At 35.5% G+C, this 20009-nt stretch carries 19 protein-coding genes; 8 read left to right on the plus strand and 11 right to left on the minus strand.

Annotated elements, in window-relative coordinates; translation table 11 throughout:
* Positions 1–150 precede the first annotated feature (150 nt).
* The 7 genes from CCY99_RS08505 to CCY99_RS08535 form a co-directional block, all read right to left on the minus strand.
* Complete coding sequence (locus CCY99_RS08505) at positions 151–1008, minus strand: ABC transporter ATP-binding protein (protein WP_258444000.1); 858 nt, start codon at positions 1006–1008, stop codon at positions 151–153.
* Positions 974–1114 carry a FeoB-associated Cys-rich membrane protein gene (locus CCY99_RS08510; protein WP_112060996.1) on the minus strand — a complete coding sequence of 47 codons (141 nt, stop codon included), beginning with the start codon at positions 1112–1114 and terminating at the stop codon, positions 974–976. The genes CCY99_RS08505 and CCY99_RS08510 overlap by 35 nt, the downstream gene beginning before the upstream one ends.
* 746 nt (positions 1115–1860) lie before the next feature.
* Positions 1861–2070, minus strand: a complete 210-nt coding sequence (locus CCY99_RS08515) for a hypothetical protein (RefSeq protein ID WP_112060997.1) — start codon at positions 2068–2070, stop codon at positions 1861–1863.
* Positions 2043–2864: a DUF4198 domain-containing protein gene (locus CCY99_RS08520; protein WP_112060998.1), complete on the minus strand. Its 822-nt coding sequence runs from the start codon at positions 2862–2864 to the stop codon at positions 2043–2045. Before CCY99_RS08520 ends, CCY99_RS08515 begins: the two co-directional genes overlap by 28 nt.
* 12 nt (positions 2865–2876) lie before the next feature.
* On the minus strand, positions 2877–3185 hold the full coding sequence (locus CCY99_RS08525; protein ID WP_112060999.1) for a hypothetical protein: 309 nt from the start codon (positions 3183–3185) through the stop codon (positions 2877–2879).
* Between the two features lie 53 nt (positions 3186–3238).
* Positions 3239–6142, minus strand: a complete 2904-nt coding sequence (gene feoB, locus CCY99_RS08530) for a ferrous iron transport protein B (RefSeq protein ID WP_112061000.1) — start codon at positions 6140–6142, stop codon at positions 3239–3241.
* Positions 6139–6363 (minus strand): ferrous iron transport protein A, encoded by a 225-nt coding sequence (locus CCY99_RS08535; RefSeq protein ID WP_112061001.1) that lies wholly within the window; start codon positions 6361–6363, stop codon positions 6139–6141. Before CCY99_RS08535 ends, feoB begins: the two co-directional genes overlap by 4 nt.
* A gap of 229 nt (positions 6364–6592) precedes the next feature.
* Between CCY99_RS08535 and CCY99_RS08540 the strand changes: the two genes are divergently transcribed.
* The 4 genes from CCY99_RS08540 (at position 6593) to CCY99_RS08555 (ending at position 11202) form a co-directional block, all read left to right on the plus strand.
* Complete coding sequence (locus CCY99_RS08540; protein ID WP_112061002.1) at positions 6593–8920, plus strand: TonB-dependent receptor; 2328 nt, start codon at positions 6593–6595, stop codon at positions 8918–8920.
* A gap of 123 nt (positions 8921–9043) precedes the next feature.
* Positions 9044–9349, plus strand: coding sequence for a glycosyltransferase (locus CCY99_RS08545; RefSeq protein ID WP_112061003.1), 306 nt, complete (start codon positions 9044–9046; stop codon positions 9347–9349).
* Positions 9331–10374 carry a hypothetical protein gene (locus tag CCY99_RS08550; protein WP_112061004.1) on the plus strand — a complete coding sequence of 348 codons (1044 nt, stop codon included), beginning with the start codon at positions 9331–9333 and terminating at the stop codon, positions 10372–10374. The genes CCY99_RS08545 and CCY99_RS08550 overlap by 19 nt, the downstream gene beginning before the upstream one ends.
* Before the next feature lie 72 nt (positions 10375–10446).
* Positions 10447–11202 (plus strand): HugZ family heme oxygenase, encoded by a 756-nt coding sequence (locus tag CCY99_RS08555; RefSeq protein ID WP_112061005.1) that lies wholly within the window; start codon positions 10447–10449, stop codon positions 11200–11202.
* A gap of 2 nt (positions 11203–11204) precedes the next feature.
* Here the strand turns inward: CCY99_RS08555 and murI are convergent, their stop codons facing one another.
* The 4 genes from murI to CCY99_RS08575 form a co-directional block, all read right to left on the minus strand.
* Complete coding sequence (gene murI / locus CCY99_RS08560; RefSeq protein ID WP_112061006.1) at positions 11205–11948, minus strand: glutamate racemase; 744 nt, start codon at positions 11946–11948, stop codon at positions 11205–11207.
* Entirely contained in the window at positions 11948–13288 is a 1341-nt protein-coding gene (gene rho / locus CCY99_RS08565) for a transcription termination factor Rho (RefSeq protein WP_112061007.1), read from the minus strand. Before rho ends, murI begins: the two co-directional genes overlap by 1 nt.
* 204 nt (positions 13289–13492) lie before the next feature.
* A complete protein-coding gene (dxr, locus tag CCY99_RS08570) occupies positions 13493–14584 on the minus strand; it encodes a 1-deoxy-D-xylulose-5-phosphate reductoisomerase (protein ID WP_112061008.1) in 1092 nt (363 codons plus the stop codon).
* The gene (locus CCY99_RS08575) at positions 14585–15364 is read right to left on the minus strand and encodes a phosphatidate cytidylyltransferase (protein WP_112061009.1); all 780 of its coding nucleotides are present in this window, start codon (positions 15362–15364) and stop codon (positions 14585–14587) included.
* Positions 15365–15534: 170 nt separating this feature from the next.
* Here CCY99_RS08575 and mnmG point away from each other — a divergent pair, with 170 nt between their 5' ends.
* The 4 genes from mnmG to CCY99_RS08595 are packed head-to-tail and all read left to right on the plus strand — an operon-like array spanning position 15535 to position 19499.
* The gene (mnmG, locus tag CCY99_RS08580) at positions 15535–17409 is read left to right on the plus strand and encodes a tRNA uridine-5-carboxymethylaminomethyl(34) synthesis enzyme MnmG (RefSeq protein WP_112061010.1); all 1875 of its coding nucleotides are present in this window, start codon (positions 15535–15537) and stop codon (positions 17407–17409) included.
* Positions 17410–17439: 30 nt separating this feature from the next.
* A complete protein-coding gene (locus CCY99_RS08585; RefSeq protein ID WP_112061011.1) occupies positions 17440–18090 on the plus strand; it encodes an amino acid ABC transporter permease in 651 nt (216 codons plus the stop codon).
* Complete coding sequence (locus CCY99_RS08590) at positions 18083–18748, plus strand: amino acid ABC transporter permease (protein WP_112061012.1); 666 nt, start codon at positions 18083–18085, stop codon at positions 18746–18748. Before CCY99_RS08585 ends, CCY99_RS08590 begins: the two co-directional genes overlap by 8 nt.
* 10 nt (positions 18749–18758) lie before the next feature.
* Positions 18759–19499: an amino acid ABC transporter ATP-binding protein gene (locus tag CCY99_RS08595; protein ID WP_112061013.1), complete on the plus strand. Its 741-nt coding sequence runs from the start codon at positions 18759–18761 to the stop codon at positions 19497–19499.
* The last annotated feature ends 510 nt before the right edge of the window (positions 19500–20009 follow it).

Genomic DNA, 20009 nt, shown 5'->3' on the forward strand with positions numbered 1-20009 from the left:
CTTATCCCCCCTTTGCTTCGCAATCCCCCCAAACCCCCGATGACGCTTCTTGCGGTGTCCGTTGCTGACGCACGGAGACTAAGAAGTTAATTTAAAATTGCTAAAGCAATTTTAAAATCTATTTTTTAGCTTTAACGCCCAAGTTTAGCCCTAATATTTCCCCACGAATCCTAAAAATTTACTCTCAAAATCGCATTCCACCACTTCCAAATCTTCATAATTCTCAAATGTGTAAATATAATTAAAATCCTTATATTTCTCGCACTGGGCGAATTTATAGGAATCTAGATTCTGCGTTTTTTCTATCTTGTAGCACTTAAAATGCTCCAAAAAATAGCCCATACTCTCCTTATACACAAGTCCGCCCTTTTGAACGATAATCATTCTATCAATCAACCCCACCAAATCGCCCATAATGTGGGAAGTTAGGATAATAGTCTTTCTAATATTTTTCTGCGAATCCCAAATATAATTCTTAAGATAATCCACAAAAAGCCTCCTATAGCCCACATCAAGCCCCATTGAGTAGTCATCAAGGATTAAAAGCCTCGCATCTTGGGCGAAAACAAGCCCCAAAACCACTTGCGACTTCTGCCCAAATGAAAGAGTGCCGAGCTTTTGCGTGTATTTTAAGCCCATCAAATCGACTAGCTCATAGAAATACTCCCTTTTCCACTTGGGGTAAAATGCGGCAAAAAACCGCTCTATTGTTTGAATATCCATAAAATCATAGGTGATAAAATTCTCAAACAATAGGGCGATATCTCGCTTGGCACTGGGGCTTAGAGTGCTACTATCCTCGCCAAATATCTTGCAAACACCACTTTTTGGCTTAATATATCCCATAAGTATGTTAATAAGCGTGGATTTCCCCACTCCATTCTTGCCTAAGACCCCAAATACCGAGTATTCCTCGATATTTAGGCTCAAGTTTTCATAGATTTTTTTACTGCCATAATTATGAGAGAGGTTCTCAATCTGTATGATGTTTTGCATTTTTGCTCTCACAGCAACTGCCCTCTTTACCACAGCCACAGCCTTTTTTCTTTACTGCTGAATACACCAAGTAGATTCCAGCTAATATTGCCAAACCAAGAACTATAAAAATTTCCATTTTTTTCCTTTACATTAATTTTATGCGAACAAATCCGCTTTTGTGTGAATCTCACGCCCCATTCGAACCTTTGTAAAAATTGCGACGCAATTTTAGTTAGCTTCTCAAGTCCTGTGCGAAGCACAGCATTGAGAGAAGCGTCATCGGGGATTGGTAGGAAATTTCGCTTCGCTCATTTTCCAAGAAGCTACGCTTTGGTGGCTTTGGAGGAATAGGGAGAGAATTTTGCCTTTACAAGAAACTTCGCTCCGCTCGTTTTACTAGAAACTGCGTTTTGCCACGCAGTGGCAAATTCATCATTCAAGCCCCTTGTCCCCCTTTACTAAACAAATCGCCTTAATTTTAAAGTTAAGATTCTTTGGAAGAGCGACTTTATAAGGGCTTTGCCTTGAATCTAGATTCGCTTAAAAGGGCAAAGCGTTTTTATTCGGTGGAGGGCTTCGCCCTCGATTCTATTCTCATTTTTGCCCACCACCCCTTTTTTATGTATGAGATTGACGCCTCATACAAGATTTATAAAAATTGCTAAAGCAATTTTTAAAGGATTTCATGTGAGGGCAAAGTCCTCTTTAACTTTTTCCGCCTACGCCTATATTTGGGCGTTTCACGCAGAATCTTAAGTCTATAAAATTGCTACGCAATTTTAAAGATTCTGCGAGATTTGCTTAAAAAGTTAAAAGTGAAACAAAAAATTTTTTATATTTTTGTCGTTCCCAAGAATCTAGCTTTATTTTTTTACTAGAATCTTATAGATTCTCGCTCAAACCGTTCAAGGATTCCATAGAATCCCCAAGTTTCAGCGAAATTTCTTTAAAGATTCCGCCGAATCCTATTAAAATTTCCGCCAAAATTTTTCCAAAATCCCTAAGGATTCTACCGAAACTTTCACACAAGATTCCGCCAAAACCCCCACAAATCGCAAAATACCCTATTTCATATCCTTTACTTGCACCCAAATCACGGCATCTTGGCTTAGCTCCTTGCCTTTATACTCCGTGTCGCTTCCCACACCAAGTGCGGCAAATCCCCACCAGCCAGACTTCGGCAACCCAAAGGTAAATTTCCCATTCGCGTCCGCCTTAATCCCCATAGTTACGAAGCTATCTTGCGGAGCCTTGACATTCGCTTTTTTATTGGTTTTATTATTTTTCACATCAATATCATGGTTTAGGTATTCTACCTCGATTTCAGCGAATGGCACGGGCTTTCCATTACTTTTAACTATCCCGCTAAAAGTCCCACCAGTCCAAATCGAATAAGGCTTAGTTAGTGGCACAATCTCAGCCTTTAGCCCAAGCTCACTATCCCAGTCGCTAGGGGCTCCAGCCACATTCACCACCATTTTTGTAATCTGCTGGATATATGCGTCCTCGTTCGCCTCATAATACGGAGCAGGGGTCAAAACGAATACATAATCCCCCAAGCTTCTTGCCTTATAAGTAGTCTCATAGCCTATCCCAGCGTTATTTGAGCCTTGAAATTTCATTTCTTTTAGTGTTTTTACTAGGTCGGTTTTCTTACCTTTTTGGATTACATAAAAATCTACAATCCCAGCTCTACTTTTATCCGCTTGTAAGCCCATATCCATCGTGTGTTCGTCCGCAAATGGGTGAGTAAAAATTAGCTTTAGTGGAATCTCAGCCCCCTTATTTAGGGCAGATTCTGGCGTATAAATCATTTGAAAATGTGCCAAAAGTGAGCTACTTAACCCCGCTACCAACATTAAACCAACTAAAAATTTCTTTATCATATTTTCCTCCTTTTATTCTGCAATATCTTTGCTTTTTACTACGACTTTATGCCCCTCACCAGCGTCCAAATGTGCCTCATATGTGCCATTTGGCTTTTTGAATGTATAGCTACTATCCTCGCCAAATTTCCCGCTAATTATGGACTTTCCATTCTGCACAATGGCGAATTTCACGCCATTTGCACTACTTCCATCGCTGAATCCGCCCTCGCAAGTTACCGTCTCATCGCCATTATCAAAGCAGTTCATTAACGCCGAATGTGCGAATAAACTAGAACTAAAACCCATTACCAATAATGAAATAAATATTTTTTTTATCATTTTTTCTCCTTTAAAATTATTTATAAATCCTATATCAAGTCGCCAGAATTGAATTATTTTCCCTCCTTTGATTGATATACAGCGGATAGTCCACCGCTCCAATTTTTCCGCTTCTCAGGGATAAATCCAAGTATTAAAGCAATGATTAGCACGATTGCATAATAAAAACTCATCGCCTCTAAACCGCCCAAATTTAGGGCATTTGAGATGGTGAAAAATAGTGAAGAGACGATTAATGCGAGTGAAAATGGAAAAAGCAGTGCAAAAATCATCCACAACCAGCTATTTGTCTGCATTTTTAAAACTATCATTGTGGCTATGCAAGGGGGCGTAAGTAGCATAAAGATTATGATACTTGCGGCGTGCAAAGGCGTGTAGCCACTATTTTGTGCCATTGCCTCCTCTGGTCTAAGCTGTGCTTGCGAAGCAGATAAATCTGCATTAGATTCTGCAGAATCTGTGTTTAGATTCGCATTAGATTCTAGATTCACACTAGATTCCGCGGTTTTTGTAATAGATTTCGCATTCGTGGAATCCACATTTAGATTCGCAGATTCTGCATTAGATTCCACATTTGGATTCGCCCCAGATTCCACATTTTCTATAATTGGACTTTTTCCCTGCTCGTAGATACTTCCTAAGGTTGCCACGGCAGATTCCCGTGCGGCAAATGAGCTTAAGAACGCCACATTTATTTTCCAATCAAATCCAGCAAATTTTGAAATCGGCTCTAACGCCCTCCCAGCCATACCTAAAAGGGAGTTTTCTATCTTGTCGTTTTTCTGCTCTCGCAAGATTTTATTTTTACCATTTGATAGTTTTCGAAGCTCTGTATTTATAACCCTAGCGTCTTTATCGCCCTTTGGCACTTTGATAAATTTATAGATTTCCGGGTATTTTTTTTCAAAAACTTCATCGACATCGCTTCCCCCAGTCATTTTTTTGCCTCGATAGTTCTCATAGACATTTAACGCATTTGCGACTTTTTCCCTAGAATCCAGCATTTCATAGTATTTAGTTTTTTTCACTTTTTTATCAAAAACAGCCAGAATCTTCGCTTCTTCGCCGTTATAATAATCTTGCTTCTCCTTGCTTAATCCGGGGAATTGCAACATCGCAAAAAGTATGATAGCCACGGCTAGAACGATAGTGCAGACCTTTTTGATATACACCCACACGCGCTCCAACGCCCTTAAAATTACACCCTTAAAAGTCGGCAAATGATATGGCGGAAGCTCCATCACAAATGGTGCCGTTTGCCTTGTTTGAAGTATGGTGGAAGTTAGAATTTTTGCGATAATTAGGGCAGCAAAAATAGTAATCGTGGAGATGTAAAATAGCATTAAACTCATATGAGCTGCAAAAAACGCCCCAACTAAAAGCGTGTAGAACGGCACTTTTGCAAGGCAGTTCATAAGTGGCACAGTTAGAATCGTCGCCATTCTAGCCCTATCATCGGCGATTCCTTTCGTAGACATTATCCCCGGAACCGCACAGCCCCCGACGAACGCCCCTCCAAGCACAAGTGGCAGAGTGCTCTGCCCATGAAGCCCAAATTTCCTAAACACCCTATCTAAAATAAACGCCATTCTAGGCATATAGCCAATATCCTCTAAAATCGCAATGAGCGAGAAAAGTATCAAAAATATTGGGATATAGTTTAGGAGTGCATTCACGGAGTTTATAAGCCAAATGGCTAGGTCGGTTGTCATCGGCACATGCGTAATATCCCCAGCTGGGCTTATATCAATTACGAAATTTTTTAGCGTAGCTAGAATAGGCCAAGTATAATTCGTAAGCTTATAGCCGCCCACAATCGAGGCTTCATAAATGATAAAAATAATCAGCAGCAAAATAGGGAAGCTAAGCCATCGATTTAGCACGAATCTATCGACCTTATCAGTTAATGTTTTCTGCCCCTTTTTGGTCTCTTTAATACACTTGTGGTAGATGATATCAGCACTATCGTAGCGGATATTTGCCAAAAAATGCTCGATATCTTTGTCGAATTTATTATGAAAATCTGCTCTTAAATTTTCTACTTCATCACTAATATTTTGTGTGGATTCCGTTATTTTTTCCGGAGCGTTATTCGTCTTGTTTTCCGGCGCGTTTAAAGTCGCAGATTTCGCTACAGATTCTGCCGGAGATTCCGTCGCACTCGCAGACTTCGCCACAGATTCCGCCGGAGATTCCGCCGGAGATTCCGCCATATTTTGCAAAATATTAATGATAAAGCTATCGCCCTCTAGGGCTTTTATCGCAAGCCACCTAGAATCTAGATTCTTCCTCGAATCTAGATTCTGCGTCTTGGCTCTTATTTTCCCCTCAAGCTGAGCGATGTAGGATTCTAGCTCATCGTAATTTATGCGAAAATTCGTATATGTTAGATTCTTGCTATTGATAATTGCCTCTAAAATCTCTTCTTTTCCCACGCCTTTTGCGGCACTTGCCTCGATAACTGGGCAGTTTAGAAGCCCCGCGATTTTAGCAGTATCAATTTTTATGCCTCGATTTTTCGCCACATCACACATATTTAGCACCACAATTACGGGCTTTCCAATCTCTAGGAGCTGGAAAGTTAGGTAGAGATTCCGCTTGATATTTGAAGCATCGATGATGTTTAAAATAATGTCCGGATTCTCATTTATGATAAATTCCTTGGCGACCTTTTCTTCCAGTGAATACGAGCTAAACGAGTATGTGCCGGGCAAATCGACCACTTCAATATCGTTATTTTTATAGCTAAAATGCCCTGATTTTTTATCCACCGTTACGCCCGGATAATTAGCGATATGCTGCCTAATCCCGCTTATCATATTAAAAACCGTGGATTTACCGCAGTTTGGCTGACCTGCTAGGGCGACTTTTATCTTGCTCTTATGCAATGAAGTATTTTCTATTTTATTAGAATCTATTATTTGATTGGAGTCGTCTTGATTTTTTTCATCACTCATAATTTACTAACCTCAATAAGTGCCGCTTCGCTTTTTCTAAGGCTGATTAGATAATTATGTATTTTTAGCTCTAATGGGTCGCTTAGTGGAGCTTCTCGAACCACCTCAACTACAGCTCCACTCACAAAACCCATATCAAGTAATTTATAAAAAAGTTTATTTTGGGCATTTATCTTTTCTATTTTATATAAATTGCCATTTTTTACTTCACTCAAAATCATATTCTGCCTTTCTAAAATGATAATTTTTATTATTTGATAAATATTAATAAGCATTATCATTATTAAGTTTATTTCGTTATGTTATAACTTTTTGCTTAATTTAATATTAAATATTCTTATTTACAATGAAATATTATATTAAAATTAAGAGTAATTCTTAATTTTAATTTTATCTTTTTTTATTATTATCATTTTCTACAATTTACAAATTATTAAAAAGGGGTTTATTATGAAGTATAAAAATTTGGCTTTAATATTGGTGTTTATATCGGCATTGCAAGGCTTGGAATCCCAAGATTCTATAGAATCTAACAAATCTATAGAATCTGCGGAATCTCAAGAATCTATGGAATCTATGGAATCTAAAAACTCCCAAGATTCTACGGATTCCACGAATTCGCAAGATTCTAAAAGTGCTTCAAGTGGCTTAAAACAAGCCCAAATAGAAATCTCCATAACAGATAGCTTTATGAAATCTCAAGTCGATGATTTAAACCGCAATGTTTATATTATCGATAAGGATTTTATCGCTGATAAGGGCTTTAGAAATACTACCGAGATTTTTGATTATGTGCCGTTTGTATCGAAAAATAATGTCGGCTTGGGGAGCAATTTAGACATTCGAGGGCAAGGGCAGAAAAGTAACATCGCAACGCAGATTCTACTAAATGACACGAATCTAAATATGCTAGATTCTTCGCACGGCACGACTCCGCTGGATTCCATTGCGGTGGGCGATATTGAACGAATTGAGATATTGCCCGGTGGCGGAGCGGTAATGTATGGGAATGGCACACGAGGGGGCGTGGTAAATATCATCACAAAGAAAAAATATGAGACTTTCACCCCAAGTGCTGGAGTAAGCTACACAGGCACACCCACTGATAAAAGTGGCTTGTTCGGCTCGAAGCTAAATGCAAATGCTAGAGTTGCTGGGAAAATGCTAGATTCGCTGTATTATTCCCTAAGTGGGGCGTATGGCTATGAAAAAGGCTATAGAGAGGGCGATGAGCGAAATGCTTTCAATCTAGGCGGAAATCTCACCTATGATATAAACGCAAATAATTCGCTTTTTATCGATGTGAGTGGCTTTCATGGGATTACGGATACTTCGCCAAACTTGCTATTTTCTATCGGCACGACTTTTGGAAGTGCTACTGGATTTGGCAGTGATAATAATGCCCCAAGTAAATCCAAACGCTATGACAAAGGGCAGGGCGATATAAAAATGAAGCAAAATAGGGCAGATGTGGCAATCGGCTATGAGGGGCAATTCGGCGATAATCACAGCTTTCAAGCAAAGCTAGTCCATCACTATTTGCAAAATCGATATTTGCATTATGTGGCTGGTGCGTGGTATGCAAATAGAGCGAGTTATATGTATGTGCCTAATTTCTCCCAGAGTGGGTCGTATTTTGAAGATATGAAATATGGTTTGCAACTTCGATATGATTGGCAGCATGGGAGTGGCACATTAATTGTAGGGTTTGATTCGATTTATAATATTGGGGAGCGGTTTTTAAATCTTCATTATGATGGGCTTATGAATACGGTAAGTGCGACAATGGCAATGGACCACGATATACAAACGCCAGTAGATGCCAATAAATGGACAAATTCACTTTATCTAATCGAAAAATATAATTTCACTCCACGACTTTCCCTAACTGCGGGGGCTAGATATGAGAATGCAAACTACACTGGAGAGCGACGATATTACTCAAATAGGAATACGATTATAACTAGCACTTCCAAAAAAATAAAGGATAATATCTCAAACTTTGCCCTAGAAATCGCCCCAAAATACAGCTTTGAAAGTGGCGATTTATACGCGAAATACGAGCGTGGCTATCTCTCACCAAATCCGGATATGCTTACCTTTGGGCTAGGAAATGGCGTATACACAGATTCGAATCTAAAAAGCGAGAAATACAATACCCTTGAATTTGGTGCAAAAGGCACTATTGGAAATCATGTGTTTTTGTCCGGAGCGATATTTTACACGCTAACGCAAGATGAGATTTATAGCTTTGGCTCGGCTCATTCGGGGCTAAGTGGCTTTGGATATAGCAATTACGACTTGACTTCACGCGCTGGAATCGAGCTTTATAGCGAACAATATGCATTTAATGAATCCTTGCGATTTAGCGAGAGTTTCACTTATATAGATGCAAGAATCCTAAAAGGCAAACAGCTCACAAATCTAAGTGGCTCTAGCATAGATATGAAAAATAAGCTAATCCCATATGTAAGCTCGCTTAAGGCTACTATCGGCATTGAATGGGATATAAATGATATCGTAACGCTTTGGACTCAAAACTCCATAAATGGACCAATGCGAGATGCCGCATACAAGCGACTTAAGGCGTATGTGCTAAGCGATTTGGGGATAGACTTGAATCTTGGTAGTTTTAAAACTACGATTGGCGTTAGGAATGTCGCAGATACGGCGTATTTCGTGTATTACAACTCAAGCTCAATCGACCCAACAATCGGCAATGCCTATCTTTACGCTCAAGGGCGAAATTATTTTATTGATTTTAGATACTCGTATTAGAGAATGCCTTATTTGCACAGCCTTTGCATATTATTCTATGCTTTGATTTTCACAATATAATGTCAGGATTTATCCAAATATAGTAGAATCCTAGCTTTAAAATATGCAAAAAGGGGCGTGAAAATGGAGCGAATTAATTTTTTTGTGATTATCCCCATTTATAATGTGGAAAAATACCTTAAAACCTGCCTAGATTCCGTGCTAAATCAAAGCTATAGGAATTTTAAGGCAATTTTGATAAATGACGGAAGCACGGATAAAAGTGGCGAAATCGCGGAAATCTATGCCAAAAAAGATGAGCGATTTATCCTTATCAATCAAGCAAATGGCGGACTATCACTGGCTAGAAATGCGGGGATAGAATATGTGGCTAAAATATTCAACCAAGCTGGTAATAATATTGCCAATAAATGGGGGGGGGGGAATTAGAAGCTAGAATCTTAGCGGATTCTACGCTAGATTCTAGGGATTCGGTAGATTCTAAAGATTCTAAATATCTTGCAGATTCCACAGATTCCACGCTTAAATTTGAAAAATCCAAATCGCGAAGAGATTCCGCAATTTCCACAAATTCGCAAGATTTGGTAGATTCCCCAAACGCCCACAATTTTATAGATTCCACAGACTCCACAAACGCCATAGATTCCACGCTAAACCCACAAGATTCCTATATCGTTTTTCTAGATTCCGATGATTATTTGGAGAGCTTTGCATTAGAGCATATTTATAAAATCGTTAGTAAAAATAAGGTCGATTTTGTGGCGTGTAGTAGCTATAATTGCCATAATGAGAGCATTCCAAATGCCACAAAGTCCAAAACTACGCATATAAATTTGCCAGATATTTACATAAATCGCCCCATTAAAACACTTAGTATTTTGCGTGATTTCCCCACATTTAAGCCCCAAAATATGGCGTGGCTATATACGCATAATGTGGAGTTTCTGCGTTCCCATAATCTTAGATTTACGCCCAAAGTCTACCACGAAGATGATTTATTTGGACGATATGCTTTTGCTTTGTCTAGCAGAATTTTCATCACCAATACGCCACTTTATAACTACCGCATAAACCGCCCAAATTCCATAATGAATACGCACTCACTGACAAGAAAAAAGCACTCACTAAATAGCTATTTTCTAATTATAAATCGCTTTTTAGATTTGGCGGATTTGCTTAAATGTGTGAATTGCAAAAGTGATGAGATTTGCAATGAGTGCGATTTAAGAAAGGGCTTTTTAATCTATTCTGCCCGTGAATTTATCATATATTTTTTAAAGCTTTTGCAAACTATCGGCTATAAAAATGATTTAGAATTTAGTAAAAATGATATAAAAAAGCTTCTGCCGTATATGGAATCTAGGCGAAGATTCTGCGTTTATTTCCCCAGAATCTACGGCTTTCCCAAAATGTTAAAAATGAAATTTAAAAAGATAAATAATAATCATTCTTAAGTTTAATTTCTAATATTTTTTGCAATAATGCGGATTTTCAACCAATTTCAACTAATTTAAAAAGGAAAAATTATGAGTTATGAAAGCATTATAAAGCATATGAATGACGACCACAAAGACGCACTAATAGGCGTTTGCAAGAAGTTTGCAGGAGTTGGAGAGATAAAAGAAATCGCATTAAAAGGCATTGATTTAGAGGGCTTGGATATAGCCTATGATGGGAAAAATCTGCGAGTGGAGTTCCCGCAAAAAGCCACAGAAAAGACGCTCAAAAATGTCATTATCGAGCTATGCCAATCCGTGCCAAAAACTTATGATATAGAGGGCGTAAAAGCCGATATTAAGGCATTTGTAGAATCTTGTGGGTCAGTTTGTATCGCAAGTATCGCAAAAGACGGCAGAGCGATAGCCAGCTACGCCCCGTGTATCGCTTATAAGGGCAAGTATTATATTTATATTAGCGAGGTGGCGGAGCATTTTGAGAGCATAAGTGCCAATCCAAAAAATTTAGAAATTATGTTCTTGCAAGATGAGGCAAAAGCAAAAAGCGTGATTTTGCGAGCGCGGCTTCGATATAGGAGCGAGGCGGAGTTTGTAGAGCGTGGAAGCGAGGAGTTTGAGGGGGCATTTGATGAGTTTGAGCGAAAGACTGGTGGCTCTGGCGGGATAAAAACCATTCGTAAAATGAGTGATTTTTACCTTGTCCGCCTTGAGTTTAAATCTGGGCGATTTGTAAAGGGTTTCGGTCAAGCTTATGATATAAATGGCGAAAATATCACATTTGCCGGAGATAGTGGCAATCCGCACAAAATGCCACATAGGAATTAAATCTATTTAAGCCAAATTTTAGCGGAATCTTTTATGGATTTTGGATTTGCGGAAGCAAAATAGCTAATTTTTGGCATTTTTTTGCTAACTTTTTTTAATCTATATTTTTTTATCAAATATTCTATTATCGCATCTCCTGAGTGGATTAGGATGGGTTTATTGTGAAAATACTTTTTAATCTCATTTTGGATTAGTGGAAAATGCGTGCAACCTAATATAATCGCATCTGGAATCTTGGTATTAGCGAAATAATATTCAAATGTCGTATTTAGCAATTTACCCTTAAAAATCCCTTCTTCGACCAACGGCACAAAGAATCCTGTTTGCAAACTATGTGTATTTTTATATCCTAATTTATGTAGTTTTTTTTCATAGATTCTGCTTTTTGTCGTGGCTTTTGTAGCGATTATTAATATATTTTTATTCTTATCGCTAATCTTATTGCTAAGCGACAAAACACCCGGTTCAATCACGCCAACTATGGGATAAGTAGCATATTTTCGCATTGCATTTATCGCATATGCACTAACTGTATTACAAGCGACTATAAGCATATCGATATTAAATCTATTAAAAAAATCTACCGCTTCAATGGAAAATCGTATGATTGTTTCTTTATCTTTTACGCCGTATGGCACTCTTGCTGTATCACCATAATAAATTATTTCGCTAAAACATCTAGAATTCACAAGGCTTTTTAGGACGGTAAGTCCGCCTATTCCGCTATCAAATACGCCTATTTTCATTATTCTTGTTCGTTCATCTTATTTAAAAACTCATCATTGCTTTTAGAATCTTTCATCTTAGAATAGATTAGATTTAATGCCTCAATATCGCCTAATTGTTGCATAAAGTTTCGTAATACCCATACTTTTTGTAGTTTTTCACTACCAAGTAATAGCTCATCTTTTCTTGTGCCAGATTTTAAAATATCAAATGCAGGATAGATTCTCCTATCGGCAATCGCCCGAGATAGCACGATTTCGGCATTTCCCGTGCCTTTAAACTCTTCAAAAATAACCTCGTCCATTCGTGAGCCAGTATCCACAAGAGCAGTTGCTACAATCGTTAAGCTTCCGCCTTGCTCGATATTTCTAGCACTTCCAAAGAATCTTTTTGGTTTTTGTAAGGCATTTGCATCGACTCCACCACTTAAAACTTTACCACTTGATGGCGTTACGGTATTATAAGCTCTTGCAAGTCGAGTTATAGAATCTAGCAAAATCACTACATCTTTTCCCATTTCTACGCGTCTTTTTGCTTTTTCTAAAACTAACTCTGCTACGCGAATATGATTTGAGGCTGGAAGGTCAAAAGTTGAGCTATAAACTTGCCCATTTACACTTCGTTGCATATCTGTAACCTCTTCGGGACGCTCATCGACTAATAAAACCATCAATTCAATTTCAGGATGATTTGTGGAGATTCCGTGTGCTAGTTCTTTCATTAATTCTGTTTTTCCTGTTCTAGGCGGAGCAACGATTAATGCCCTTTGTCCCTTGCCAATGGGTGAAAAAAGGTCTAAGATTCTACCTGTAACTTTTGTGCTATTGTATTCTAATTTGATTTGTTCGCTTGGGAATAATGGAGTGAGATTATCGAATAATGGGCGATTTTTCGCTTCTTCAAGTGAGAGATGATTTATAGCTTCGATTTTTAATAAAGCATAGTATCGCTCCTGTTCTCTTGGTGCTCGAACCTGTCCTGTTACTAAATCCCCATTTCTTAATGCAAATTTCCTAATCTGTGTAAGCGAAACATACGCATCATTTTGGGAATCCGAAAAGTTTTCATCAATTCCCCTTAAAAATCCATAATTTTCATTTGTAATATCTAAGATTCCAGAAAACAAAATATATCCAGCTTGGCTTACTTGCGTTTTTAATATCTCAAACATAAGGTCTTGGCGACGATATTCTTGTGGATTCTCAACACCTAATTTATTTGCTATATCTATGAGTTTTGTTAGATTCATAGATTTTAATTCTTCTATTTTATAGGCGTTTGCAGGAGTGTGGGTTTTTTTGTGATTATCTCTAGCAATTTCTTTTGTTTCTTTATTTGAATCTTTATTGTCATTTGTCATTTGTATTTTTCCTTAAAGTTTGTTTGCAATAATTTCATTAAGTTTAAAAACTATTATCTCCATTCCTATTTTTCTTATTGAATTTTTAAGCAAAATTTAAAAATTTTCTAACAGGATTACCAAAAATCTATTATTTGGAAGTTTTTGAAGTTAAAATTTAATTTTAAAATTATGATTTTACCTAAGTAAATTTTAAAAAGTCAATTAAATTTTATCACTAAAATTCCTTACTTGATTATCAATATTTTGTATATCACTAATATTGTCTATATTTTTTATATCATTTGAGAATCTAGCAATTGCACTAAAGATTCCATCACTAATCTTACCAAATGGAATCTTTCCATCTAAAAACTTGCTAACCAAGATTTCGTTTGCGGCATTTAGAATTATGCCAAGTTGCGGAGTTTGTAATAAACTATCCTTAAGATTCCACAATGGATAATGTTTCGTATCAATAGCTTTAAGATTAAATGTATAATTTGTAAGGTCAATTTCTTTTATGCTATCTATATTTTTAGCTTTTTTGCCAAGTATTGCATAGGATATGGGTAATTTCATATCATTACTTCCTAAATGTGCGTAAAATGCATTATCATTTGTTTGGATTAATGCGTGAATAATGGAATTTCGCTCGATTAAAGCATCAATATTATTTGTTTTAAAAAGCCATTTTGCTTCTAGAATCTCAAAAAGCTTATTTATCATAGTTGCACTATCAATGGTTATTTTCTTACCCATAGCCCAATTTGGGTGATTTAATGCGTTTTGTGGTGTTTGATAATATAAATCTTTGGTTTTACAATCGCGTAAAGCCCCGCCACTAGCCGTAATTATCATCTTTTTTATATTTTTTTTACTGCCTATTAATTCTTTTAATGCAAAATGTTCGCTATCTACGGGAATAATATTTGTGCTATCAAGTAATTTTCCACCCACAACAAGACTTTCTTTATTAGCAAGGGCTAGTTTTTTATTTAGTTTTATGACTTCTAAGCTTGGCTTTAATCCGCTAAATCCAACAATCGCATTAATAACGATTTTGCTTTTACTTAGATTTAGTGCTTCTAAGATTCCGCTTTCTCCAAAAAAAAGCTTTTGTTTATTTGAATATCTTACTTTGTTGGCATTTTTTTTATCTTTTATAACGATGAATGTTGGATTTGTCATTTGGATTTGTTTATTTAATAAATCTATATTATCCCCGACACTAAGCATTTCTATCTTTTTATGATTCTTAATTGCTATATCAATAGCATTAATGCCAATGCTTCCGGTAGAACCGAGTATTATCATTTATATCCAATCAAGCAAAAATAGCATAATAACACTACTAAATAATAATCCATCTACTCTATCAAGCATCCCGCCATGCCCCGGAAGAATATTGCCACTATCTTTGACATTTGCATTTCGTTTTAATAGGCTTTCGTATAAATCCCCAAATATAGAAATTGTAGCTATAAAAAATGTTATGAAAAATGACGCTATAAAGCCTTTTACCATCATTCCAGCAATAGTTCCAATCAATGTCGCTAATACAAGTCCAATTAAAGCACCTTCAAGTGTTTTTTTAGGGGATACAGGAGAAAGTGGCGATTTACCAAATAGTCTTCCACCAAAATAAGCACCAATATCAGCGACTGCCACAGTTATGATAAGCCAAATAATAGTTTTTACACCAAAATTAACATAAATACTAAAAAAGCATAAAAATGGTATTGTAGGATATAAAATAACTAAATAATCCTTACTCTTGGTATTTTGTATGAAAGCATTGTATGAAGCCATAACAACTAGCACAACTAAAGCGATATAGATTGGATTATTATGAAAATATGCAATTATCCAAATAATCCCCGCAGAAATGTATAAACTAGCTTTTTCTTCTAGTCCATATAAACGAATTGCTTCATAAAAAGCAATCCCAAAACATAATCCTATCATAGCCCACGCTAATAGCTTTATATTTAAAACAATAATTAATACAACTATACCTATTAAAACAACCGCTGTATAATATCGCGATGCATTGGAATCTTTATTAGGTAATAGCTTTTTTAGAAAATCCTGCATTTGTTCTCCAATTAAGATTTAAGTTACAATATATACTAAAAGTTATAGAATTAGCACTTATATAAATTTAGCAAAACTATCTTTAAAGTATATTTTATATTCACTTATGTAATTATAAGTAAAAATATAAAAATTTTTATAAAAATAAGAAAGGTCATATTTAGGTTTTGATGTCAAGAGATTTTGATGTATTAGTTATCGGCGGTGGACATGCTGGAATCGAAGCAAGTTACGCGATAGCCAAAATGGGACTTAAGGTTCATTTATTAACCATTTTAGTTGAAAATATCGGTTTAGCAAGTTGTAATCCTGCAATCGGCGGACTTGCAAAAGGACATTTGGTAAAAGAAATCGACGCTTTGGGCGGAATTATGGGAATTATTACAGATAATCGCGGTTTGCAGTATAGAATCCTAAATGCTTCAAAAGGTCCGGCAGTTCGTGGAACTAGGGCTCAAATCGACATGGATAGCTATAAAGTATTTGCAAGAAATATATTGTTTAATATGCCAAATTTGAGTATTTCTCAAGAGATTGCAGATAAATTATTAATAGAAAATGATTCTGTATTTGGCGTTAAAACAAATATTGGAAAAATATATAAAGCAAAAAAAGTCATCATTACAACAGGGACATTTTTAAATGGTGTTGTGCATATTGGAAAATATATGTCAAAAAATGGTAGAGTAGGCGAGAGTAGCTCTATTAGCTTAGGGGAAGATTTGGCGAATCTTGGCTTTGAAATGGGGCGATTAAAAACAGGGACTTGTCCTAGAATTGATGGTAAAAGTATTGATTTTTCTAATCTTGAAACCCATAATGGAGATTCTATCCCACCTAATTTTAGTTTTAGGACAAATAGAGAAACATTTAATCCAAAACAATTTCCTTGCTACATCACTTATACCAATGAAACTACGCATAAAATTATTAGAGATAATTTTCATCTAGCGCCACTTTTTAGCGGACAAATTAATGGCATAGGTCCTAGATATTGTCCTAGTATTGAAGATAAAGTATATAGATTTGCTTCAAAAACAAGGCATCAACTTTTTTTAGAGCCACAAACAAAAGATTGCAATGAATACTATGTAAATGGGCTTTCTACTTCATTACCATTTGATATTCAAGAGCAGGTTTTACACTCCATCGATGGGCTGGAATCTGCACAAATTACGCGATATGGTTATGCTATTGAATATGATTATGTTATGCCAACAGAGCTAAAGCACACACTAGAAACTCGCAAAATCGCAAATCTATATTTAGCTGGACAAATCAATGGCACAACAGGTTATGAAGAAGCCGCAGCTCAAGGGATTGTAGCGGGGATAAATGCAGCCCTAGCCATCAAAAATAAAGGTGAATTTATCTTGAAGCGAAGTGAAGCCTATATTGGTGTTATGATTGATGATTTGGTTACAAAAGGCACAAATGAACCATATCGCGTTTTTACCTCAAGGGCAGAATATAGGCTTTTACTTAGGGAAGATAATGCCATTTTTCGACTTTCTAAATATGGATACAGATTTGGATTATTAGATAATATTGATGATATATTATTAGACCAAAATGATATTAATAAGGGATTAGAATTTTTAGAAATGACAGATTATACGCCTACAAAGGAATTTTTAACATTTTTAGAAACAATTAATGAAATAAAAATAAATGATATTACAAAAGGTATTCAGCTTGTAGGACGTGATAGTTTTGATATATCTAAGATTAGACAATTAGATTGTATTTTTGATAGAATGTCGGCTCGTGCTTTAGAGCAAATAAAAATAGAATGCAAATATTATCATTATATTAAAAAGCAAATTGCAGAGATTAGACGATTAGATTCTACATTAGAAATCAAGATTCCAGAAGATTTTATTTTTGATAATATACCCGGACTTAGTATTGAGGTTGTAGAAAAGCTAAATAAATTTAGACCAAATAATCTGCGTGAGGCATTGGGTATAAGCGGAATTACTCCTGCTAGCATTGATGTTTTACATTTATATATTTTTTTAAGAAATAAATCTAAAATAAAATAATCTTTAAGCAAAAACAATTAGGAAATTAATATGGATTTTAATTTTATATTAAATAATGTAAATGTCTATTTTAAAGCATTTTTACTTACCTTAGAGATTTCATTTTTTGGAATCTTATTTTCTATTATTATTGGATTATTATTAGCTATTATTTTGTATTACAAAATCCCGATATTAAAAACTATCACAAAAATATATATTGAGATTTCTCGCAATACCCCGCTTTTAATCCAACTTGTGTTTTTATATTACGGATTCCCTAAAATGTTTGATATTAAACTAGAGGCAGAAACTACCGCAATAATTGGGCTTACATTCTTAGGAGCTAGTTATATGTGTGAAACCTTTAGAAGTTCATTAGAATCTATTGCAAAAATACAAGTAGAATCTGCTTTAAGTCTTGGATTTAGCCAATTTCAACTTATTAGATATATTGTAGTGCCACTTGCTTTTAGCATTTCTATTCCATCATTTGGAGCAAATATCATTTTTTTAATAAAAGAAACAAGTGTGGTAACAGTTATAGCTCTAGCAGATTTAATGTATACAACAAGCAATATTATAGGCAATTATTACAAAACAAACGAAGCATTATTTATGCTCGTAAGTGCATATTTAATTATACTTTTGCCAATATCGATTTTCTTTTCGTATCTGGAAAAAAGGCTTAGATATGTTTGAGATTTTAAGCGATGGTAATAATCTCCAAAGAATCCTACTTGGGCTTCTTGTAACGATTAAAATCGCATTTATTTCGATATTCTTTTCGATGATTTTTGGGATAATTTTTGGCGTTATTATGACTTCAAAAAATATTATTATTCAGGCATTTTTTAGATTTTATTTAGAAGCGATTCGTATAATCCCAATCTTAGTTTGGCTTTTTTTGGTATTTTTTGGATTGCCACAAATTAGCTCTATTAGTTTAGATTCCACCACAAGTGTAATTATTGTATTTGTTGCGTGGGGAAGTATTGAGATGGCTGATTTAGTTCGTGGAGCTATATTATCATTACCAAAACATCAAATAGAATCTGCCCTTAGTCTTGGAATGACGCAAGGAATGGTAAATCGATATATTATATTGCCACAAATAACTGTTAGAATGCTACCTTTAGCGATAAATCTCTCAAGTAGAATCATTAAGACCACTTCACTTGCTCCACTAATCGGCGTTGTAGAAGTGCTAAAAACAGGACAGCAGATAATTGAGCATTCAATGTTGCAGATTCCAGATGCACCATTTTGGATTTATGGATTGATATTTTTTCTATATTTTATCGCTTGTTATCCACTCTCATTGCTTGGCTCTTACCTAGAAGAAAAATATAAATATTAATGGAGTAATGATGAATAAACCTTTATTAGAAGTTAAACATTTGGTAAAAAAATTTAATGATAATATCGTTTTAAATGATATAAATTTCGCCGTTAATAAAAGTGATGTTATTGTTATTTTAGGCTCAAGTGGTTGCGGTAAAAGCACATTACTTCGATGTATAAATGGACTTGAGGGGACAGATGAAGGCGAGATAATATTTGGTGGTAAAACTATCAATACTCCAAGCACGAATTGGACGCTAATTCGTCAAAAAATTGGTATGGTTTTTCAAAGTTATGAGCTTTTTCCGCATATGAATGTTATTGATAATATTACTTTAGCACCGATAAAGGTTGAAAAACGACCAAAAGATGAGGTGTTAAAAGATGCCTTAATTCTATTAGAGCGATTCAATCTAAGTGATAAAAAAGATTCTATGCCGAGATTCTTAAGTGGCGGACAAAAGCAAAGAGTTGCTATTATTAGGGCTTTATGTATGAATCCAGAAATACTTCTATTTGATGAAGTTACAGCATCTCTTGACCCTGAGATGGCTTATGAGGTTTCAAATGTGATTTTAGAACTTGCAAAAGATGGAATGACAATGATTATCGTAACACACGAGATGAAATTCGCCCAAAGTATCGCCTCGCAAATTATTTTCTTAGATAATGGAGTGATTGCTGAATCTGCCCTGCCAAATGATTTTTTTAATAATCCAAAAAGTTCAAGAGCAAAGAAATTTTTAAGTATTTTTGATGTTGTGTAGTTAGAATCTTTAAGATTCTATAAATATAAAGCCTTAGAATCTAAGGTTGCAACCAAAGTATTTTATATTAAAAACTCCACAAATTAAAGAGTATGAGCTTACTACGCTTTTAGCTAAAGAAAATCAAGTTGATTATAAAGTTAGCTCAAACATCACAATAAATAATAAAACTATTTTATAAACACTAGAAAAGCTTTTTTAAATCTTTGAAATCCTGCCAAAAAGATAAATCCAAATTCACAAGCTACTAAAAACCAAAATCAACAAAGCATTTCTAATATAAAGCAAGTAAGGTTTATCTTAAAGCCAATTAGAAGTAGCATTGGCAAATTTATTTAATGCAGATTTAATGGAGCAATAGGAATTTGTCGAAAAGTATTCCTTGATGCAGTGCAAAAGTAGAATCCGCTCATATTAAAGCTATGTTATTTTATGGTTTTGCCACCTAATCCAATGCCTACAAATGCACCAATACTATAAGATTCTGTATTATAAAATATCTGCATTTGC

The sequence above is a fragment of the Helicobacter sp. 16-1353 genome (genome assembly GCF_003288815.1).
Classification (GTDB): Bacteria; Campylobacterota; Campylobacteria; order Campylobacterales; family Helicobacteraceae; genus NHYM01.

Excerpts from the sequence above, each read along its gene's own strand:
- CCY99_RS08510 (WP_112060996.1), bottom strand. The coding sequence starts at position 1,114 with ATGGAAATTTTTATAGTTCTTGGTTTGGCAATATTAGCTGGAATCTAC.
- CCY99_RS08520 (WP_112060998.1), bottom strand. The coding sequence starts at position 2,864 with ATGATAAAGAAATTTTTAGTTGGTTTAATGTTGGTAGCGGGGTTAAGT.
- CCY99_RS08525 (WP_112060999.1), bottom strand. The coding sequence starts at position 3,185 with ATGATAAAAAAAATATTTATTTCATTATTGGTAATGGGTTTTAGTTCT.
- feoB (WP_112061000.1), bottom strand. The coding sequence starts at position 6,142 with ATGAGTGATGAAAAAAATCAAGACGACTCCAATCAAATAATAGATTCT.
- CCY99_RS08535 (WP_112061001.1), bottom strand. The coding sequence starts at position 6,363 with ATGATTTTGAGTGAAGTAAAAAATGGCAATTTATATAAAATAGAAAAG.
- CCY99_RS08540 (WP_112061002.1), top strand. The coding sequence starts at position 6,593 with ATGAAGTATAAAAATTTGGCTTTAATATTGGTGTTTATATCGGCATTG.
- CCY99_RS08545 (WP_112061003.1), top strand. The coding sequence starts at position 9,044 with ATGGAGCGAATTAATTTTTTTGTGATTATCCCCATTTATAATGTGGAA.
- CCY99_RS08550 (WP_112061004.1), top strand. The coding sequence starts at position 9,331 with ATGGGGGGGGGGGAATTAGAAGCTAGAATCTTAGCGGATTCTACGCTA.
- CCY99_RS08555 (WP_112061005.1), top strand. The coding sequence starts at position 10,447 with ATGAGTTATGAAAGCATTATAAAGCATATGAATGACGACCACAAAGAC.
- murI (WP_112061006.1), bottom strand. The coding sequence starts at position 11,948 with ATGAAAATAGGCGTATTTGATAGCGGAATAGGCGGACTTACCGTCCTA.
- rho (WP_112061007.1), bottom strand. The coding sequence starts at position 13,288 with ATGACAAATGACAATAAAGATTCAAATAAAGAAACAAAAGAAATTGCT.
- dxr (WP_112061008.1), bottom strand. The coding sequence starts at position 14,584 with ATGATAATACTCGGTTCTACCGGAAGCATTGGCATTAATGCTATTGAT.
- CCY99_RS08575 (WP_112061009.1), bottom strand. The coding sequence starts at position 15,364 with ATGCAGGATTTTCTAAAAAAGCTATTACCTAATAAAGATTCCAATGCA.
- mnmG (WP_112061010.1), top strand. The coding sequence starts at position 15,535 with ATGTCAAGAGATTTTGATGTATTAGTTATCGGCGGTGGACATGCTGGA.
- CCY99_RS08585 (WP_112061011.1), top strand. The coding sequence starts at position 17,440 with ATGGATTTTAATTTTATATTAAATAATGTAAATGTCTATTTTAAAGCA.
- CCY99_RS08590 (WP_112061012.1), top strand. The coding sequence starts at position 18,083 with ATGTTTGAGATTTTAAGCGATGGTAATAATCTCCAAAGAATCCTACTT.
- CCY99_RS08595 (WP_112061013.1), top strand. The coding sequence starts at position 18,759 with ATGAATAAACCTTTATTAGAAGTTAAACATTTGGTAAAAAAATTTAAT.